Source organism: Natrinema gari JCM 14663, assembly GCF_000337175.1.
Classification (GTDB): domain Archaea; phylum Halobacteriota; class Halobacteria; order Halobacteriales; family Natrialbaceae; genus Natrinema; species Natrinema gari.
The window spans coordinates 84,862-103,190 of record NZ_AOIJ01000061.1; the positions used below are offsets into that span (position 1 = coordinate 84,862).

Below are 18,329 nucleotides of genomic sequence, written 5' to 3' on the forward strand. Positions count from 1 at the left end.
TCGGGTAGCGGCCTGCCCTTCCCCGGGTCGTGTGGCTCTCGCCGTCGCTCGAGCCACGCTCCCGGCCATGGCAGCACGGTTCCGTTCCGAAGGCGGTGCGCTACATCGGCATTCCGCCGCTGTCGCCGTCCGCGGCCTGCTGGCCCCTGTTCTGGGCGTTCTCGAGCAGGGTCGCCGCTTTGCCCTGATACTCGTAGCCGGGGATGATCCCCTGGGCGAAGGTGCCTTCGACGAACTCGATTAACGCTTTGGCGTCGGCGACGCCCTCGCCGGCGTCCCAGGCGGTGTACGCGAGGCGAACCCGGACTGCCTCGCCGTCGCGTTCGACGACCGGGTCGTCGTGGGTACTCGTGTGCGCAACGGTAAAGACGTCCTGTAGGCGTCGCTCCAGGGTCTCGAACCAGCCGTCTTCGACGGGGCTCGCGACCACCTCCTCGGCCACGGCGGCGTCGAGAGTGGGGAGGGTGACGGTCACGCGAACGCGGCCGTCGCGGTTCCCGTCGGCGTCGTCGGTCGTGATCGTCGTCTCGAAGACGGTCGTCGCGAGGTCGTAGCCGTCGTCGGTCCGGGCGAACGCCTCGTGGGACTCGAGTTCGCTGGCGATGGGGGTCTGGCGGTCGGTCATTGGAGACACCCACGGGCGTGGCGGAAAAGGGTGTTACGCTGTGTCGACGCCGCGTCGCTCGGCGCGTCTGATACCGTTTCCCGGCCGGACTCGCGGGACCGCGTCGGATCGTTTCGCGAGGGAAATGACGCGTTTCGACCGGACACGGCCCGCATTACTACAAGGGGACTCGTCCTCTATCGGTGGCATGAGTCTCGACAGACACGCCGCGGAACGTCGTCGCTTCGCTCGCCTCCTCGGAACGGACGGCGCTCACGGCTCCGGATTGCCGATCGGTGAGGCGGGTGCCGACAAGGAGGCCGATCGAAACGCGGCCGACGATGACGGCTCGAGCGACGACCCCGTTACGACAGGCCCCGATCGCTGAGGAACGCATCGAGCGCCGTCGCGACTTCTTCGAAGTCCTTGACGGTCAACCCGTCGGTGGTGACGAACACGCCCTCGCTGTCGTTGGTCACGCGGATCAAAAACCCGTTCTCGAAGACCCGGATCGTGTAGTCGTACGCGCCGAGTTCCGACCCCTCGTAGGCGGCCTGCGTGGTTTTGAAGCCGCGCCACTCGTGTCCGATGAACGTCGAGAGGTCGGCGTCCCGTTCCAAGTCCTCACGGAGGTAGACCTGTTCGTAGTCGTCGCGCGTAAAGTACGTGACCGAACGGAGGCTGTCGCCGATAGCGGTCCGACAGGTGGTGACGATCCGGTCTGCCGTCTCGTCCGTGAGTATCCCGGTTGCCATATCGGAGCGGTCGAACGCCGATCCCTTAACCGCGGGGGCTAGTCACGGCACAGTGAAAATCCGGCCGCGGGTGACGATCGTTCAGGCCTGTTCGATCGCGCGATCGAGGTCCGCGATCACGTCGTCGACGTCCTCGATCCCCACCGAGAGGCGCACGAGGTCGTCGGTGACGCCGCTGGCCAGTTTCTCCTCCTCAGTGAGTTGTTGGTGGGTCGTGCTTGCGGGGTGGATGATCAGCGTCTTCGCGTCGCCGACGTTTGCCAGCAGGCTCGCGAGGGAGACCTCGTTACAGACCGTCTCGGCCGCATCGTAGCCACCCTCGAGTCCGAAGGTGATCATACCGCCGTAACCGCCTTCGAGGTACTTGCTGGCCTCCTCGTGGGTCTCGTGGCTCTCGAGGCCGGGGTAGTTGACCCACGCCACTTTCGGGTGGTCCGCGAGGTACTCGGCGACGGCCATGGCGTTCTCGCAGTGTTTCTCCATGCGCAGCGGCAGCGACTCGAGTTTCTGGAGGGTGACCCAGGCGTCGAAGGGTGCCTGCTGATTGCCCAGATCTCGTAGCCCGCGGGTGCGCGCGACGACGGCAAACGCCATGTTGCCGAACGTCTCGCGGAAGTTGATCCCGTGGTAGGCCGGGTTCGGTTCGGTGATCTCGGGGTAGTCGCCGTCCTCCCAGGGGAAGGACCCGCCGTCGACGAGGATCCCGCCGACGGTCGAGCCCGCGCCGTGGAGCCACTTGGTCGTGGAGTTCCAGACCAGATCCGCGCCGTGTGCGAGCGGTCGGCAGAGATACGGCGTCGCGAAGGTGTTGTCGACGAACAGCGGCACGTCGTGGTCGTGGGCGATGTCGGCGACGCGCTCGATATCCGGGGTGACGAGCGCGGGGTTGCCGATCGTCTCGAGGTGGACGAAAGCGGTGTCGTCGTCGATGGCCTCGGCGTAGGCCTCGTAGTCCAGCGTGTCGACGAACGTGGTCTCGATGCCGCGCTTCTCGACGGTGTGTGTGAGGTAGGTATAGGTACCGCCGTACAGCGACGACGAGGAGACGATGTTGTCGCCGGCCTCCGCGAGGATGAACGTCGCGAGGTCGAACGCGGCCATTCCTGACGAGGTGGCGAGCGCGCCGACGCCCCCCTCAAGCGTCGCGATGCGCTCCTCTAACATCGCGTTCGTCGGGTTCATGATCCGCGAGTAGATGTTCCCCGTCTCCTCGAGGCCGAACAGGGCGGCGGCGTGGTCGGTGTCCTCGAACTCGTAGGAGGTGGTTTGATACAGGGGCGGCGCGCGAGCCCCCGTTGCCGAATCGGGGTCGTGCCCGGCGTGGATGCTGTTCGTGGCGAACCGATTCTCGCGTGAATCCGGATCGTCGCTCATACAGGGGGTATGAAACGGTGTACCGTAAAACTACTAGGCGAACATATACGACGCGGTCGTTAGTTCAACCTGCGACGACTCTCGTCGGAAGAGTCCGGACGCCAGTTCTATCGCCCTTAGAGTACGCTGACGATGCCGAGACTCTCGAGTAACAGCCAGCAAACGAACGCCGTGTACAGTCCCAGTAACACCCACGCTTCCGGTCGGGAAAGCGTCATTCCGGTTCGGGAAATCGCGAAGAACGAGACGGTCGCCAGGACGAGAAAGCCCATCATCGGGACGATGTTGGCGAAGTTGATCGTCAGCGAGCCGGCTACGAGGACGCCGACCGGGACGGCGACGAGCAGATCGAAGGTGTTGCTTCCGAGGACGTTCGCCAGCGTCACCGTCGGCCGATCGGCCCGCGCGGCCGTCAGACTGACGACCGTATCGGGAAGACTCGAGCCGGCGGCGACGACGGTCATCCCCCAGAGGAACGACGGCGTTCCGAAGGCGTCGCCGAGACCGATCGCCGACCGGACGAGCGCCTCGACGCCGACGACGATGAGTACCAGCCCGACGATGAACCGAATCCACGTCCGGGCGAGCGCGATCGACGTATCGGCCGTCTCGTCGGCGTCGGCGGCGTCAAGGTACTGCGTAAACAGGTAGAGGCCGTACAGGGCAAGCGGGAACAGGGCAAGCGGTCTCGAGACGTCTCCCCGTATGGGTCTGCCGCTCGGATCGACGGGATTGTAGATCACCGCGAGCGAAAACGTCAACAGCAACGATGCGACCGCGAGCATGTAGAACAGCGACTCCTTGTAGACCAGTTCGCGCGTCGTGTCGATCCCGCCGCCGACGAGTACCGCGAGCCCGGGAATCACGAGGAGGTTGAACGTCGCCGAGCCGACGATAGAACCCACGCCGAGTTCGAACTCCTGGTGTAACAGCGTCGCAAGCAACACGCTCGCCAGTTCCGGAGCACTCGAGCCCACGGCGGCGATCACGGCCCCCTGAACGACCGCCGGCAATCCGTACGCGATCGCGAGCCCGTTCGCCGAGTCCTCGAGCCAGGTGCTTCCTTTCCAGACGACTCCCGTTCCGATGGCTGCCATGAGAAGCAGCGTGAGGACCTCGAGCACGACCGCCCGTTCTCACGGGGATCGAATAAAACGCCCGACAGGAGTCCGGTCGCGTCCCGGCGACGGTCCGGGTTCCTGCGGGTCCGTTACGCTGCGATTATCGTGCGGTCCGTGGCGGTTCCTCCGGTTTCATCGGTGATCGTGAGGACTACATCGTACCCGTCGTCGGCTCGAGTGGTGGCGACCGACTACCATTGCCATGGACTGCGACCGAAACGAACGGCACGTCGAAAGTCGTGGCGATCCAACCACGCTGGACGGTCAGCGGGATCGTGCGAGCAGGGCCACAGCGGCGGCGATCGCGACGAGTGTGGTCCCACCCGCGAAGCCGGGAACCGAGTCCGAACTCGAATCGGCGTCCGAATCACCGGCGTCGGTGCCGTCGCCTCCCGCGGTCGCTGATTGGGAGCCCGCCGTCCCGTCGTCGACGGTGAGCGTCCCCGCTTCAAGCGCCGGTTCGATGCGGGACCCGCCGTCGGCGTCGAGTTGCAGGTCGGTTATCTCGAGGGTCGTCGAGCCGGTATCCGGCCCAGTCACTGCGACCGTCGCGAGCGTGACGTCGGTCGCCCCGGGCGTCACCGCGTCGGTGAGATCGGCGGCTTCGACGGTCACCGACTGCCCGTCGTCGCTCACGATCGGCTCGGACGTCTTCCCGTACGTGTCGGGGTAGCTGGCGTTCGAGATCGTCGCGCCGTCGGTCGATAGCTCGAGGGTGACCTCGAAGCCGGCGAGCCCGTTCGGGGCGTCGGTGAGCGCGAGGCGATGGGTCGCGGTCCCCCCAGGTTCGACGGTCGCGTCAGCGACGACGAGGCTACTGTCGGCCGCCGAGGTGGTCGTGGCCCCGGTTACGAGGGGCGATCCGCCACCCGCAGTTGCCACCGCGATCGTCGGGCTGGCCGCCGCACCGATTGCGATGGCGATGACGACCGCGACGATCGCCCGCCGCCACGGTCGCCCCCACCGATTCACCTCGTTCGTCCGCGTTCGCGCCACGGGGTCCGGATCGGTGTCAGAGCGGTCCATCGGTTACTGCTCGTCGTACAGTTCGTCGATATCGTCGTAGTCGATGCGACCGTTGTCGTTGAAGTCGTAGGCGTCGGCGTTGAGCGTGACCGAGTCGTCCTCGATGTGTTCGAAGAGGAGGGTCACGTCGTCGTAGTCCAGCCGACCGTTCCCGTTGAGGTCCTCGAAGTTTCCGTCGCCGTCGGGGTCGGTCGGTGCCCCGCCGCCGGAGCCGCCGCCGATCGGCGGCGGGCCAGTGACGACCACGCCGGGCCGCGGGTGGGCTTCGATCGCGGTTCCCCCGTCGTCGTCCAAGGCTTGCACGTCGGTCACGATGTCGGTCGTCCCGCTACCCACGCCCTCGATCTCGACGGTCGCCAGCGTGACATCCATCGCGCCGGGTTCGATCTCGTCTTCGATATCGGCGAACTGGAACGCGACCGTCGATCCGTCGTCGCTGATCGTCGGGTCCGCGGTGAGTTCGAGCGCGTCGTGATAGCTCGCGCCCGTGATCTCGGCGACGTCGGTGTGCTCAAGGGTGACGGAGATGTGCCCGCCGGCGAGGCCGTCCGGAACCGACGAGAGCGTCAGCTCGGCTTCGCCGGTCGCCTCCTGGCTGACCGCGACGGAGTCCACGTGCAGCGACGTCGGCGGTTCGTAGACCCACAGCGCGTCGTTGGTGTACGACCGGCCGAAGTTGCCCTTGTCCTCACAGAGGAGGACCCGGCCGTCCTTGAGGACCAGCACGTTGTCCACGTTGATCGGTGCGGCGTCGACGATCGATTCGCGGTCGGTCGCGTCAGGGCCGACGACCACCGGCTCGAGCGTCGAGATGTCGTACTCTCCCTCGAGTTCGGCGCGGTAGACGACGCCGCCGTCGACCCGCTCCATTCGCACAGCGCCCTCGTCGTCGGCCATCCCGTCGTTGAGTTCCGAAATACCGATGTAGAGGAAATCGCCCGGCTCGGCGTCGTCGAGCGAGTCGGTCCCCTCCGCCTTGCGGAACTCGATGCTGGCACCGATCTCCTTTGCCGCGGCGCGCGTCTCGAGGAACGGGACCCGGCGCAGGTCCTCGTCGACGCCGTCGGGACCGTGTTGCTCGTACTGCTCGGCCCACGCGAGGATCTCCTCGTCGGTGATGTAGTCCTGATTGCCGTTGATCGCGACTTCCTCGTCGGCCTCCGCCAGTGCGGTCTCGAGGTCCGCCTGCCAGTCAGTTTCGGCGTGGGTCTCGAGGTACTCGACCTGCGTCACGTCGTCGTACTCGGCGATCCAGGACGCGACCTCGGCGTTGCTCGCGCTGCCGAGTGCCAGCCACTCGATCTCGAGATCGACCTCGGCCGGCGGGTTGTTCTTCGCGGCCTCGTCGTTCGTGACGCGGGCGACGTACAGGGTCCCGCGGACGTCCATCCGGTCGTCGTAGCTCGGGATCGGCTCCTCGGCGACGAACTTGTAGAACCCCTTGTTCGAGCCGTCCGAGGTGAGGTAGACGGTCCGCTCGTCGGGCATGAACTCGGGACACTCGAAGGCGGCCCGGCCCATGACGTAGTGTTTGACCGGGATCGGCTCCGCACTGGTCGGCTCGGTGATCTCGACGATATGGCCGTACCGGTAGCGGTTGGGATACCCATCGCCGAGCGGCTCCGTCGTGTTGGTGGTGCCGTCCTGATCGACCGGCTCCGCGCCGAGGTAGTAGGCCTGCATCTCGACGCCGCCCAGGGCCCACGTCCCCTGGGGATACCAGCTCTCCTCGAACAGGTCGCCGAGTGCACCCTCGATCGCGGTCGGATTCGGCCGGTTCCAGAACGCCGCCCCGCCGCGGAGCCCGACGCCGCTTTCCGCGTCGACCATGTCGCTTACCGTCGCCGATCCCGACACGCGCGGGTGGCTGTAGTCCTCCTCCGAGGACATCGGCGTCTCCCAGGGACTCAGATCGCCGTAACAGTTGATCCGCGTGCCGCCGAGTTCGCGAAACGTCGATTGATTCTCGAGGTTCATCGCGGCCTCGTGGTCGGCGGTCCAGCCGTCCGCACCGCGGCTGAGGGGCGTGCGCGTGATGCTTCCGGGGCTCGTCTCGTTGTTCGTGAACAGATACCCCTCGCGTCCCTCGTCGTCGGTCGGGACGAAGAAATTCATGTCCGGGTTGGTGCCGACATCGCCGTATCGGCTCCCGGCGAACTCGGCGATGTCGGTCCCGTCGGGCGTCTCGGGGTGGCCCCACTTCGCGTCGCCACCGTCGATCGGATCGCCCTCCTGGACGAGAATATCGTACTCGCCGCCGGCGACCTGGACGCGTCCCTGTGCCGCCTTCGACCGCGGGGCCTCGAGTTCGTCGAACTCGTCGTTTTGGCCGTTGAAGTCGAACCGATGGCCGGCGAGAACGCCGACCGCGGCCGTGTCGTAGGGTGCCGGATTGTCCCGACTCGGATGCTGGAGGCTGAACAGCACTTCGCCGTTCTCGAACACGAACGGCCCGGTGACCTCGGCCCCGCGAGCCGTGGTCGCGAGCCGTTTGAGGTCCCCACGTACTGTCGGTGCCCCCGGCGTGTCGGTGTCCGCCGCACTCGCCGTCCCGAGCGCTCCCATCCCGATCGCGGCCGCCGCCGACGATGCCATCAGCTTCCGCCTGGTGAATTCGACCATTGCGGACGGTTCAACCCACCGTTATATGGTTAGATTTTATAATATACGTACTGAGTAGAAAGAGTCAGCTAGAGGGGTACCGAAGGCTCATAGGAAACCGAACGATATGTGCGATATATACACAGCTGTTGTTCTCCCGAACGGCTCGCGACGACGGCGACACGACATCCCCGAGCCTGAGTCGAAACGCGTCTCCTGCCGATCGGTCGTCGAGAAAAGCAAGGGCGGTTCAAGAGCGAGCCGACGCGTCGCGGCCTACTCGAGGTTGCGTTCTGCGGCTCGGGTCCGGACCTCCGCGGCGCGGTCGCGAACCCACGTACAGTATCGCTCGATGTCTTCCGGCGTCGTCCCGTAGAACGAAGCGACCCAGTTGACGTCCGCCCACGGGCAGGTCACGAGGTAGGCGGCGAGGGTGTCTTTGCCGGCCTGAACGACCTCCGGTGGGACGCCGCGGCTGCCCGTGTTCTCCTCGACGAAGCCGTTGACGTCGAAGTAGACGTCCGCGTAGAGGCGAGCGTCCTCGAGTTCGTCGAACGCGATTTCGGTGTGGTTCGGTGCCTCGAATCGGTAGCGGGACTCGTTGCCGTCGCCCGCGCCGCTCTCGACGATCCGGACGCCGAGGACGTACCCGTCGACGACCGAGCCATCCGTATCGGGGGTGGGAGTGGATTGGGACATGACGAAGTGTCGCGTAAATCCACTCGTATCGGTCTCTTGAACGTTCGTATGTGGTGTATATAGCGCTCTGGAACCGACCGGACCGGTACCGAGGCACACCGGCTCACCCGGCCTCGATCGCTCCCGGCCCTACTCGAGCAGCGATTCCCCGGTCATTTCGGGGGGCTGTTCGAGGTCGATCACCTCGAGGATCGTCGGCGCGATGTCCGCGAGGGTTCCGCCCTCGCGGACCGTCCGGTCGCCGCTGGTTCCGGTCGGGTCCGAATAGACCAGCGGGACCTCGTTGTACGTGTGCGCCGTGTGGGGGTGCTCCTCGGTCCCCATGTCGTCGGCGTTGCCGTGATCAGCCGTAATGAGGACGTGCGCGCCGGCGGCCTCGAGCGCGTCGACGAGCCGACCGAGTTGGGCGTCGACGGCTTCGACAGCTTCGATCGCGGCCTCGTAGTCACCGGTGTGGCCGACCATGTCCGGATTGGCGTAGTTGAGCACGAGCACGTCGGGGTCGTCCGACTCGATCGTCTCGATTGCCGTGTCGGTCACCTCGGGCGCGCTCATCTCGGGTTGCAGGTCGTAGGTCGGCACGTCCGGGCTCTCGACGATCTTTCGGATCTCGCCGTCGAACTCGACCTCGCGGCCGCCGTTCAAGAAGTAGGTGACGTGGGCGTACTTTTCGGACTCGGCGATCCGGAGCTGCGTTCGACCGGCGTCGGCGAGTACCTCCCCGAGCACCTGTTCGGGCTGGTTCGGCGGGTAGGCGACGGGGAGGTCGAACGTCTTGTTGTACTGCGTCATCATCACGACCTCGGCGTCGGGCGGGCTGGTCGCGAACTCGTCGGCCCAGTCTTCGGGTCGAATATCCGCGAGCAGCCGGGTTAGCTGGCGGGCCCGATCGGAGCGGAAGTTGAACCAAACGACCGCATCGCCGTCCTCGAGTGCGGATCCATCCCGGACCAGGGTCGGTTCGACGAACTCGTCGGTAGTGTCGCGGTCGTATGATTGTTCGACCGCCTCGACCGCGGTGTCGGCGGTCCACTCGGCCTCGCGGTTCACGATGGCGTCGTAGGCCCGCTTCGTCCGCTCCCAGTTCTGGTCGCGGTCCATGGCGTAGTACCGGCCCGAGACCGTCGCCACGTCGCCGGTGCCGTGGTCCGCGACGACGTCCGCGAGCGTCGAGAGATACTCCCGGCCGCCGGTCGGGGACGTATCGCGACCGTCAGTGATCGCATGGGTGACGGCCTCGACGTCGCGATCGGCCGCCAGTTCGATCAGCGCGTGCAGATGTTCCTGATCCGAGTGGACCCCGCCGTCGCTGACGAGGCCGACGAAGTGGACGCGCCCGTCGTTCTCGTTGGCCCGATCGAAGGCGGCGTTGATCGCGTCGTTGTCCCGGAACGAGCCGTCCGCGATCGAATCCGAGATGCGCGTATACTCCTGGTAGACCACCCGCCCGGCACCGATGTTGAGGTGGCCGACCTCGCTGTTGCCCATCTGGCCGTCCGGCAGGCCGACGCGCCGGCCCGCGACCTCGAGTCGACCGTCCGCGCCCGCGTCGGCGAGTCGGTCGAAGACCGGCGTGTCGGCTGCCTGAACCGCATCTCTGCCGCCGTCACCGAGTCCCCAGCCGTCGAGGACGATCAGCGCAGCTTCCATACGTACTCGGTTTCCAGCGCGGCCTAACTAGCTGTCGTTGTTCGTAGACCGGACCCCCACTTTCGGGCCACATCACTCGGCTCGAGGACGGAGACCAGGCGGGGCTCCCGACTGTCGTCACTCGCGTTGGATGAACTCGCCCGAGCAGTCGTACTCGTGCAGTTCGTACACGGCAATTCTGGCCTCCTCGTACGGGGCCGCCCGGTCGGTCAGACCGTGGATCGTGACCTGCTCGACGCCGGTCTCGTGAGTCCTATTCCAGCGGTTACACAGGTAGTTGCCGAAGTACGAGAGGTGGTTCTCGTTGTCGGCGTACCGCGTGTTCAACGCGTACTTTCGCCACCGCATGGTCTCGTATGAGTCCTCGACCGACGGCGGTCTGTCCCAACTGACCGCCGACCCGTGGAAGACATCGGCTCTCGTTCCATTCTCGAGTTTGCCTGGCACCACGAGCCAGCGTGCGTCGGACGTCGGGTCCGGCGCGAACATCCGCCAGCCCTGGTCGGCATCAGCCGTATCGAGGACGTTTTCGCCGGGGTCGGGAACCTCGGTGTAATCGACCGCACTGGCGTTCGAGAGCACGACCAGGACGAGCAAGAGCCACGGGACGGCGGTCGAGAACAGGACGCGGCTGCGTGCCCTCACGGTAGGCAGGACGGGACGGGCTACGTGGGTCGCCGAGAGGTCCCGGATCGAACGCCGTGGCACGCCCCGTTGCAGTCGGTCCAGCCCCCGGCGGAGCGGGGTCGCGATCCCGATTCGGGTCGCTAGCGCCGTCACTCGGTCCCAGACGACCGGAGGGTAGAACAACACCAGTCCGGCGACGGTGATAAGCGGAAAGAGCCCGATCTTGAGCGTGACGAACATGCCGAGGTGCATGCCGACGAACAGGGTCGTGATGATCGCCCGTCGGTAGTCGGTCAGAACGATGAGAAGGGGCGAGAGCAGGATGAGCGTCATCCAGACGTACGAAAAGGTACGCAACAGGAAAAACTGCTCCGCCAGCACGTTACCGAGCAAGTACGTGAGGTGATCGGCCTGAAAGATTTCGACGACTGCGTCGCCGCTCATCCACACGTCGCTTCTGGTCTTGTGGATGGCGTTGGTCACGTACATGAGCAACACCTGCAAGAGGACGGCCATCGTTCCGACCGACGCCACCGTCGTACGGTCTCGGTCAGTTCGGCGGGCATCGATCGCCCAGCGTTCTCCGAGAGGGAGGAAGATCGCCCAGAGGAACAGCATTCGAAAGAGGGCGTCGCCCCCGTTGAGGACCATCGGATTCCGGGCATGCAACGAGAGCAACAGCAGCCACGAGACCACCGTCGCTAGCCGAGTTCGATAGCCGACGACCATCGCGACGGCGAAACAGCCGGCGACGAAAAAGAGGAGCGCCTGTACCCACGCCTCGCCGGAGAGTGCGTGGAGGGAGTAGACCGACGAATAGTCCGAGAACAGCGCCTCGAGCGGGAGGACCCCGTCGTCAGTGTAGAACGCCGTGAGGTTTCGTGACCGGAGCAGGAGATCGACGATCACCAGCGTTCCGAGCGCGATACGGAACGCGGCGAGCGCTCGCAGGTCGATTTCGAATCGGCGGATGAACGACTCCGAGGCGGTATCGAGTGCGGTCAGTAATCGATTCCGTCCGTTCGTGGGGAGGGCTCGAGTCATCGTACACTCTATATTGATGCGCTTCTCCCGGTTTCGTATCAAACGCCATAAGCTTGTTGTAAGCTGAAGTGTTTATTTTACCGACTCCCTCAGGTCCGGACCGAAACCGGAAAACGACCGATCGGCGACCGGTGCGGTCGTAGCAGTGTGTACGGACGAAAATCACTCCAAAACCCGTGGCTTACCCCGTCTCCCACCGGTCCCTCGATAGCTCAGTGCGACGGCTGGGTTGCGTCCTCGTCGTATTCGAAGGTCGCCCCGCAGTCGCCACAGACCGTTTCTTTCCCGGGTTTGACTCGCTGTGCAAACACCGCACCGCAGTCATCACAGATCATAAAGAGCCGATGTTCCGGCGCGGTGCCGGCCTCGAACTCGGCGTGGATCCAGGCGTCGGTACAGCCCTCCTCGTAGAGGGTCACTCCGGAACTGGTCCGTCGCCAATTGATCGCACGGTCGTCGCGGGCGGATACGGCCGATTCTCGCTCGGACATCGAGATAGTCCGATTCTCGGCCCGACTATACATACGCTTTCTGATAGTAATTTACCCGCCCTCGAGTTAATCGCGTCGTTCCGGCGACCACTGGCTTTTTGCGGGTCGGGTCGGTGGCCCCAGGTATGACCCTCGATCCGGTCCACTTCGACGGGATTGCGCGGCTCGCGAGACGGATCGACCACGGGACCGACGAGCGGGACCGGCGCGCGTTCGCCGAAACCGTCTGGGAGACGTTTCTCGATCCCTTGCTCTACGACGGGCGACCGGTCCTCGAGCCGCTCGACGAGCAGGCACGACGGCTCGTCGACTGCGAGGGAGTCGCCCTGCGCGACCGCGAGTTCTTGAGCGAACACGGCCTGGACGCGGGGACGATCAATCCGACGACGTTCAAAAACGGGCTGGTCGTCGACATCGCACAGGCGGCCATGAGCGCGACCCCGACCGATCTGGACCTCCACCGGTCGCGGACGACCGTGATGACGGTCCACTCGAACGACGAGACGATGACCGTCGACGAGTCGTGGGGGCAGTTCGACGCGGGCTACAGCAAGAGCCGGGCGGTCAAGGTGCCGCCGCTGCCGCGGTTCGCCGAGGGCGTCGTCCACGCGCTGGCACTCTATCTCGCCGAGAGCAAACACGCCCGCGACCACGCCGACGCGGTCTCGGACCTGCTCGTCCTCGACGGCCCGCTCTATCCGCGAGGACTGCTGCGCTGGGCCGACCAACATCCCGACCTCGCCGATTTCCTGCTCGAGGACCCCCGGCCGACGACGGTGCTGGAGAACTACGTCCGGTTGGTCGAGGACTTCGTCGACCGCGACGTTCCGCTCGTCGGCTTCGTCAAAAACCCCGCGACGCGCGTACTCACGCGGACGTTGAAGTCGAAACGGGACGTGGACATCAGCGTGCCCTGGAGCGACGACTCGGCGCTGTTCACCCGCCTGCTCGAGCGTGGCGAGTACGTCGACGATGTCGACGGCGAACGCTGGGAGCGGGACACGTCGTCGCTCTCCTATACGAACTGGTTCCGCTCGCGGGGCGGCGTCGATCGACCGCTGTCGGCCGAGGGCGACGCACTCGGCGTCGAGCGTCGCCTCGAGCGCGAGGCCTACGAGGTCACCTTCTTCGTTATCTACGACCCCCGTGACGACCTGCTGTACCGGATCGAGGCCCCGTACGCGTTCACCAGGGACCCCGACCGCCGCGAGCGACTCACGATGCAACTGTTACAGGACGTCGCTATCGCCCACGGTCCGCCGACCATCGTCGCGAAAGCCGACGAACTCGCCCGGATCAGTAACTCCGAGAAGGCGTCGCTCCTGTCTCTTATACACATCTCTNAGATGTGTATAAGAGACAGGCCCCTAGCCGTCACTTTTCTCGACCTCGAGCGAAACGTCGTCGCGATCGATGCCGATCCGCGCGAACTGCGTTCGGACGTGCTCTTTGGCACCCTCGAGAGCCTGTTCGCGGGTGTCGAAACCGCGTGGCATGGGGGACTCGAACGCGAGGTTGACCTCGCGACCGTCGACGAGTTGCGTCGTCCCGCCGCTGTCGACTTCGTAAAACTCGTCGCAGACCCAGACGTACGCGGCGTCTTCGTCGGGTGCACCGCTGAACGTGGGGGCTCGCTCACCCCGTTCGTACAGCGTCCCAGTGAGTTCCGTCCCGCCCGCACGACCGCGTACCATAAGCATACGCTATCGTACGTCTCGCGGACGCAAAAATGCCGTGGCATCGGTCAGCGAACGGCAATACCGGACTCGATCAGTGCCGACGGGTGTGTCCTCTACCCACCCCGTCTCTCTATCGGCCGCGGGGCTATCGATCAGCCACACGAACGGGTTGTCCTCGTGCACTATCTCGCCGTCGAACGTGACATTCAACCACTCTGCACTGCGGAAGACGACAACAGACACGATCTTGCTGGTCTCGCTCGGTCATTATCAACTGGCGGGAAAGTGCGATTTCTTGTTGCTATTTCCAATACTAACCCTCCTTCTTTGTCGATTACAAGCACGTCAGCGCGTTACGAAGTGATTATCGGAGTCACGATTTCGTTTCCCGCCCAAATCGTTTTGGAACCGATCTTATCCCCATTGCAGAGGTTGGTCTGTGTAATGAGTTCGGACGCTCATCTCGGCGGCAGCATGCCCGACCCACTCGAAACCGTTCCGACGGAGTGTTACGAGATTCTTCGCCATCCTCGTCGCCTTCGCGTTCTCGAGGTGCTCGGTTGTCGACAGACGCGACTTGCCCTGTCTGAACTGACGACGGCACTGATCGAGGACTCGACGGGCTCGAACGGCCGGACACGACATGACGTTCGGACTACGCTCGTTCACAATCACCTCCCACGACTCGAGGACTACGGCATCGTCGACTGGACCGACGACGGCGTCGCATTGGTCGACGAACCGCCGGTCCACCCCGCCGATCTCTCCGTGCTGCTCGACCTCTGTGAGAGCGAGAACGCCCAAACCCTGCTCGAGACGCTCGTCGACCCCGTTCGGATGCGACTGCTCTCCGTTCTCGAGGCGGGCGATCGACCGCTCTCGCTCGAGCACCTCGCCGAGCGACTCAGTGCTTGCGAGAGCGGGCCGTTCGCCGACGTCGAGCGCGCGACGGTAGCGCTCCACCACTCCCACCTGCCCGCGATGGCCGACATCGGCGTCATCAGCTACGAGCAGGAGTCCCGTCTCGTCACGCGCTACGATCAGGTCGTCTCGATCGACGAGTAGCCATCGACCACATCCGGCCGCCGTCCGCCGATGCGATCCGCGCTCAGTGCACCACCGTCCGGTTCGGCTGTCCCCACTGGCGGCCATCGCGCGACCGGCGGCTGGTGAGCGTCCGCCACATCGACAAACGGTAAGAGCGTCCCGTCCGTCAGTGGGAGACAGCACGACATGGCCGCCGCAAGACCCGACGACGACACTCGCCTCCGCGCCGAGTCAGCGTCCGACAGCTACCGCACCGTCGTTCGCGGCGGTCTCGCCGTCTTGCTCGGTTTCGTCCTTTCAATCGCGCTCATCGCAGGGACGGCCGCTGCGATCGATCAGGTCGCGATCGTCTCGCCGGACCGAACGCAGATCGAGGCCGCACCCGGCGAGACGGTCGAGATCGACGTGACCCTCCGGAGCCAGGGTGGTCACGGCGGGAGCGGCATCGACGCGGTGACGCTGGTCGCCCAGTACCATCCCGACTATCTCGAGATCGAGGGCGTCGACCGCGGGTCGTGGCTCGACGGGTCCGATACGACGATTCGCACCGCCGAGGCGCTCGCGGACGAGCGGGGCACCGCGATCCTCGAGCAGCGTCGCGAGCCGGCCGGCGACGGTGCGACCGGCGCGGGGACGATCGCGACGCTGACCGTCCGGGTCGCCGAGGACGCGCCAGCCGGGACGACGACGCTCTCGTTCGACGAGACCGAGGTCGAGACCACCGGGGACTGGCCGATCGCCGTCGTCGACGACGCCGCGACGATCGCGATCGACGGCGGCACCGACCCACTCGAGTCGTTCGATCATCCCGATCCCGACGAACTGGCGCGGGAGCCACCCTCTTCGAACGAGAGCGGGAACGAATCGGCGGCGACCGACGGCAGCGAGCCGGTACCGGGATTTACGGCCGGGCTCGCGATCGCAGCCGTCACGCTGGGGACAGCGCTTTTGGCAGTCGCTGCTGACCGTCGCGGGCGATAAACAGTCCGTCCGACCGGAGGGAAACGCGTTTGTGGGATGGGCCGGATGGAGTTGGTATGAGCGATCTGGGCGATTTCGGCGATTTCGATGCCGACGCCGGCACTGAAGACGGCTCGGCGGCCGACGCGGCGGGCTCGTCGCCGTCGTCTTCGGGTTCCGAGGGGACGACGACCGACGGGGTAACGGATGATTTCGACGCGACGACTGTCGAGCCCAGCGGCGAGGACGCCGGTATCGGAACGATCTGTGTCTCTCAGGGGCTGCGGGTCGCCGAGGACGGGGACGAGACCACCCTCCGGGCCTACGTCACCCGCGGCAACCGGTCGTCGGTCCGTATCGGGAGCTACCTGCTCGCGCCCTATCCCGACGGCGAGACGCTGTTCTGTCGCATCACCGGCCTCGAGTACGCCCAGCAGTATCACGCCGACGACGCGACGGAGATTCACGCTCGACGGGCGATGCGAACCGACGAGATCGACGAGGCCGATTACAAGTTCGTCGCCGAACTCGAGCCCGTGGCCGTTCTCTACGAGGACAGCGCGGAGCGAAACGCCGCGAGCGACCGGACGCAGTCCGACGACGGCGGCGAGTTGAAACGGCGGATGACCGACCGCGTGCCGAAACCGCAGACGGTGATCCGGCAGGCCGACGACACCGAGGAGATCAAGACCGGACTGAAGATTCCGGACGACGGGGTCTTTCTGGGCCATCTCTCGGTCGGCGGCGAGAAGGTCCGGACCGCCGCGTCGCCGCCGACGATCGATTACCGGCTAAAAGACGACTACGACGCGGGCGATCCACTCGTCTTCCGCCACTCGCTGATCGCCGGCGGGACGGGGTCGGGGAAGACCCACGGCGCGAAGAACATCCTCCGTCAGTATCTCGCCACGGAGCGAACCTATCCGATGGCCGACGGCCGCGAGGTCAGCCCCGCTGTCGTCCAGTTCGACCCGCAGGACGAGTACGCCCAGATGCACGACGACAACCCCGACCTGGACGGGGAGTTCGCGCGCCGCCTCGAGCGCGAGGGGATCGCCTACGGCGGCCACGACGATACGACCGCCTTCATCCCGAAAGTGGGGTCAGCGTCGTACGCTGCGGGCCATCACCGCGCGGAACAGGTCGAGTTCACGATCCCCTTCTCGATGGTCCACGACAACCCGTGGCTGGTCGCGGGCAGCGGGTTGAACGACAACCAGTACGGCGCGCTCACGACTGTGCTCCTGCCGCGGTTCCGAAAGCAGTACGGCAACGGTGGAACGTACGAGGAGTTCACGACGTTTCTCGACGATCCGGCCCTGCGCGAGGAACTCGACGAGTCGGGGCGGGTCCACGAGGCGACCTTCGACGCCGTTCGGCGGCGCGTGCTCGGCTTCGGCCACGTCTTCGACCAGGACGCGCGCCCGATCACCGACCTCGTCCACGACTTCGTCCGCCCCGGCGGGCTGACAGTGGTACCGACCTATCACATCACCGATAGCAGAGCGACCGAGACGATCGTCCTCGCGGTCTCCTCGCTGCTCATCGATCAGAAACTCTCGAACGATCCGGACTACGACCGCATCAAGGAGACGCCGCTCGTGCTGGGGATGGACGAGGCCCACAACTTCCTGACCGACGCCGATTCGGTTCAGGCCGGGAAGGTCATCACGAAATTCACCGAGGCCGCCAAGCAGGGCCGCAAGGAACGGCTCGGCCTCTTTCTCATCACGCAGGACCCACAGGACATCCACGACGCCGTCTTCAAACAAATCAACACCACCGTCGTCCTCAACCTCGGCGACGAGGACGCCATCAAGAGCGTGAACATCCCCAGCAACCTCGAGTCCAAAGTTCCCTACATGGAGAAAGGACAGATGGTCGTCTACTCGCCCGACAACTCCGAGCCGGTCGAACTGATCGGTCTGCCGACGTGTCTGACTCGCCACGGGCGGGACTGAGCCCCGATTCCATCCGTCAGGTTGCCTCGCACAGCGCCCGCTCGAAGAACGAGCGCACCGTCGCCGCGATCTCGTCGTGTTTCCCGAGGAAGAAGTGATCGCCGGCCAGTGCGGTCGTCTCGTCGCCGCGGTCTCGCGCGCGGTCGACCACCGGTTCCCAGTCGGCAGTCGTATCGCGCTCGCCGTAGAGGACGCACACCGGGACCTCGAGAGCAGCGAGCGCCGCGGCGGCGTCGAGGTCACCCTCGAGCCGTGCCGTCGGAGCGAGGGCGGCGACGGCGTCGGGGGGTGTCGCTGCCGACGCGAGCAGGCTCTCGGACGCGCCGAAACTGTAGCCGAAGACGCCGACCGGAAGCGAATCGGTTCCGTCGTACTCGTCGCGAGCCCACCGGATGGCGTTGCGAACGTCCGCCCGTTCGCCGTGGCCCTCGTCCCACGATCCGTAATCGAAGCGCAGGCAGGCGATATCGGCCGCGACCAGGGCGTCGCTGACGGCAACGAGTCGGGGATCGCTTCTCGAGCCGCCGTGTTGGGGATGCGGCGGGCAGGCGACGACGACGGCCGCTGGGTCACCGTCCGGTTCCGAGAGCGTCCCGCGAACGTCGCGTCCGCCGGGGAGGAGCACTGTCATAGCGGACGTTGCCGACGGCCGATAATGAAAGTCCGCGTGTGACGGGCCGTTCGAACCGG

Annotated in this window: 16 protein-coding genes and 1 pseudogene; 5 read left to right on the forward strand and 12 right to left on the reverse strand. The window is 65.6% G+C overall.

The annotated features are described in order from the left end of the window. Window positions 1–100: 100 nt before the first annotated feature. Window positions 101–625 (reverse strand): DUF5813 family protein, encoded by a 525-nt coding sequence (locus tag C486_RS14630; RefSeq protein ID WP_008457408.1) that lies wholly within the window; start codon window positions 623–625, stop codon window positions 101–103. 187 nt (window positions 626–812) lie between these two features. On the opposite strand from C486_RS14630, the gene C486_RS14635 reads away from it, so the two are divergent. Continuing rightward, on the forward strand, window positions 813–992 hold the full coding sequence (locus C486_RS14635) for a hypothetical protein (RefSeq protein WP_008457410.1): 180 nt from the start codon (window positions 813–815) through the stop codon (window positions 990–992). Here the strand turns inward: C486_RS14635 and C486_RS14640 are convergent. The 9 genes from C486_RS14640 to C486_RS14680 all read right to left on the reverse strand — a co-directional run bounded on the left by C486_RS14640 (window position 970) and on the right by C486_RS14680 (window position 11,992). After that, window positions 970–1,359: a DUF7522 family protein gene (locus tag C486_RS14640; protein ID WP_008457412.1), complete on the reverse strand. Its 390-nt coding sequence runs from the start codon at window positions 1,357–1,359 to the stop codon at window positions 970–972. The genes C486_RS14635 and C486_RS14640 overlap by 23 nt on opposite strands. A gap of 81 nt (window positions 1,360–1,440) precedes the next feature. After that, entirely contained in the window at window positions 1,441–2,733 is a 1,293-nt protein-coding gene (locus C486_RS14645) for an O-acetylhomoserine aminocarboxypropyltransferase/cysteine synthase family protein (protein ID WP_008457413.1), read from the reverse strand. A gap of 116 nt (window positions 2,734–2,849) precedes the next feature. After that, a complete protein-coding gene (locus C486_RS14650) occupies window positions 2,850–3,857 on the reverse strand; it encodes a sodium:calcium antiporter (RefSeq protein ID WP_008457414.1) in 1,008 nt (335 codons plus the stop codon). Window positions 3,858–4,118: 261 nt separating this feature from the next. Continuing rightward, entirely contained in the window at window positions 4,119–4,880 is a 762-nt protein-coding gene (locus C486_RS14655) for a hypothetical protein (RefSeq protein ID WP_008457415.1), read from the reverse strand. A 3-nt stretch (window positions 4,881–4,883) separates the two neighbouring features. Further along, window positions 4,884–7,502, reverse strand: coding sequence for an alkaline phosphatase PhoX (locus C486_RS14660; RefSeq protein WP_049910600.1), 2,619 nt, complete (start codon window positions 7,500–7,502; stop codon window positions 4,884–4,886). 255 nt (window positions 7,503–7,757) lie between these two features. Continuing rightward, entirely contained in the window at window positions 7,758–8,180 is a 423-nt protein-coding gene (locus C486_RS14665; RefSeq protein ID WP_008457419.1) for a hypothetical protein, read from the reverse strand. A gap of 129 nt (window positions 8,181–8,309) precedes the next feature. Beyond that, window positions 8,310–9,830: a 2,3-bisphosphoglycerate-independent phosphoglycerate mutase gene (gpmI, locus tag C486_RS14670; RefSeq protein WP_008457421.1), complete on the reverse strand. Its 1,521-nt coding sequence runs from the start codon at window positions 9,828–9,830 to the stop codon at window positions 8,310–8,312. A gap of 117 nt (window positions 9,831–9,947) precedes the next feature. Then, the gene (locus C486_RS14675; RefSeq protein ID WP_008457424.1) at window positions 9,948–11,501 is read right to left on the reverse strand and encodes an HTTM domain-containing protein; all 1,554 of its coding nucleotides are present in this window, start codon (window positions 11,499–11,501) and stop codon (window positions 9,948–9,950) included. A gap of 212 nt (window positions 11,502–11,713) precedes the next feature. Continuing rightward, window positions 11,714–11,992 carry a hypothetical protein gene (locus C486_RS14680; RefSeq protein ID WP_008457426.1) on the reverse strand — a complete coding sequence of 93 codons (279 nt, stop codon included), beginning with the start codon at window positions 11,990–11,992 and terminating at the stop codon, window positions 11,714–11,716. A gap of 125 nt (window positions 11,993–12,117) precedes the next feature. Between C486_RS14680 and C486_RS14685 the strand changes: the two are divergent. After that, window positions 12,118–13,356: pseudogene (locus C486_RS14685) on the forward strand (DNA double-strand break repair nuclease NurA); the annotation flags it as partial. Between the two features lie 3 nt (window positions 13,357–13,359). On the opposite strand, the gene C486_RS22380 reads toward C486_RS14685, so the two are convergent. Continuing rightward, window positions 13,360–13,692 (reverse strand): DUF7113 family protein, encoded by a 333-nt coding sequence (locus C486_RS22380; RefSeq protein WP_049888413.1) that lies wholly within the window; start codon window positions 13,690–13,692, stop codon window positions 13,360–13,362. 453 nt (window positions 13,693–14,145) lie between these two features. Between C486_RS22380 and C486_RS22945 the strand changes: the two genes are divergently transcribed. The 3 genes from C486_RS22945 to C486_RS14700 all read left to right on the forward strand — a co-directional run bounded on the left by C486_RS22945 (window position 14,146) and on the right by C486_RS14700 (window position 17,639). Further along, window positions 14,146–14,736, forward strand: coding sequence for a DUF7344 domain-containing protein (locus C486_RS22945; RefSeq protein ID WP_449289193.1), 591 nt, complete (start codon window positions 14,146–14,148; stop codon window positions 14,734–14,736). A gap of 168 nt (window positions 14,737–14,904) precedes the next feature. Further along, on the forward strand, window positions 14,905–15,699 hold the full coding sequence (locus C486_RS14695; RefSeq protein WP_008457433.1) for a cohesin domain-containing protein: 795 nt from the start codon (window positions 14,905–14,907) through the stop codon (window positions 15,697–15,699). Between the two features lie 56 nt (window positions 15,700–15,755). Continuing rightward, window positions 15,756–17,639 (forward strand): ATP-binding protein, encoded by a 1,884-nt coding sequence (locus C486_RS14700; protein ID WP_008457435.1) that lies wholly within the window; start codon window positions 15,756–15,758, stop codon window positions 17,637–17,639. Window positions 17,640–17,655: 16 nt separating this feature from the next. Here C486_RS14700 and C486_RS14705 read toward each other — a convergent pair whose 3' ends face one another. After that, on the reverse strand, window positions 17,656–18,270 hold the full coding sequence (locus tag C486_RS14705) for an alpha/beta hydrolase (protein WP_008457437.1): 615 nt from the start codon (window positions 18,268–18,270) through the stop codon (window positions 17,656–17,658). Between the last annotated feature and the right edge of the window lie 59 nt (window positions 18,271–18,329).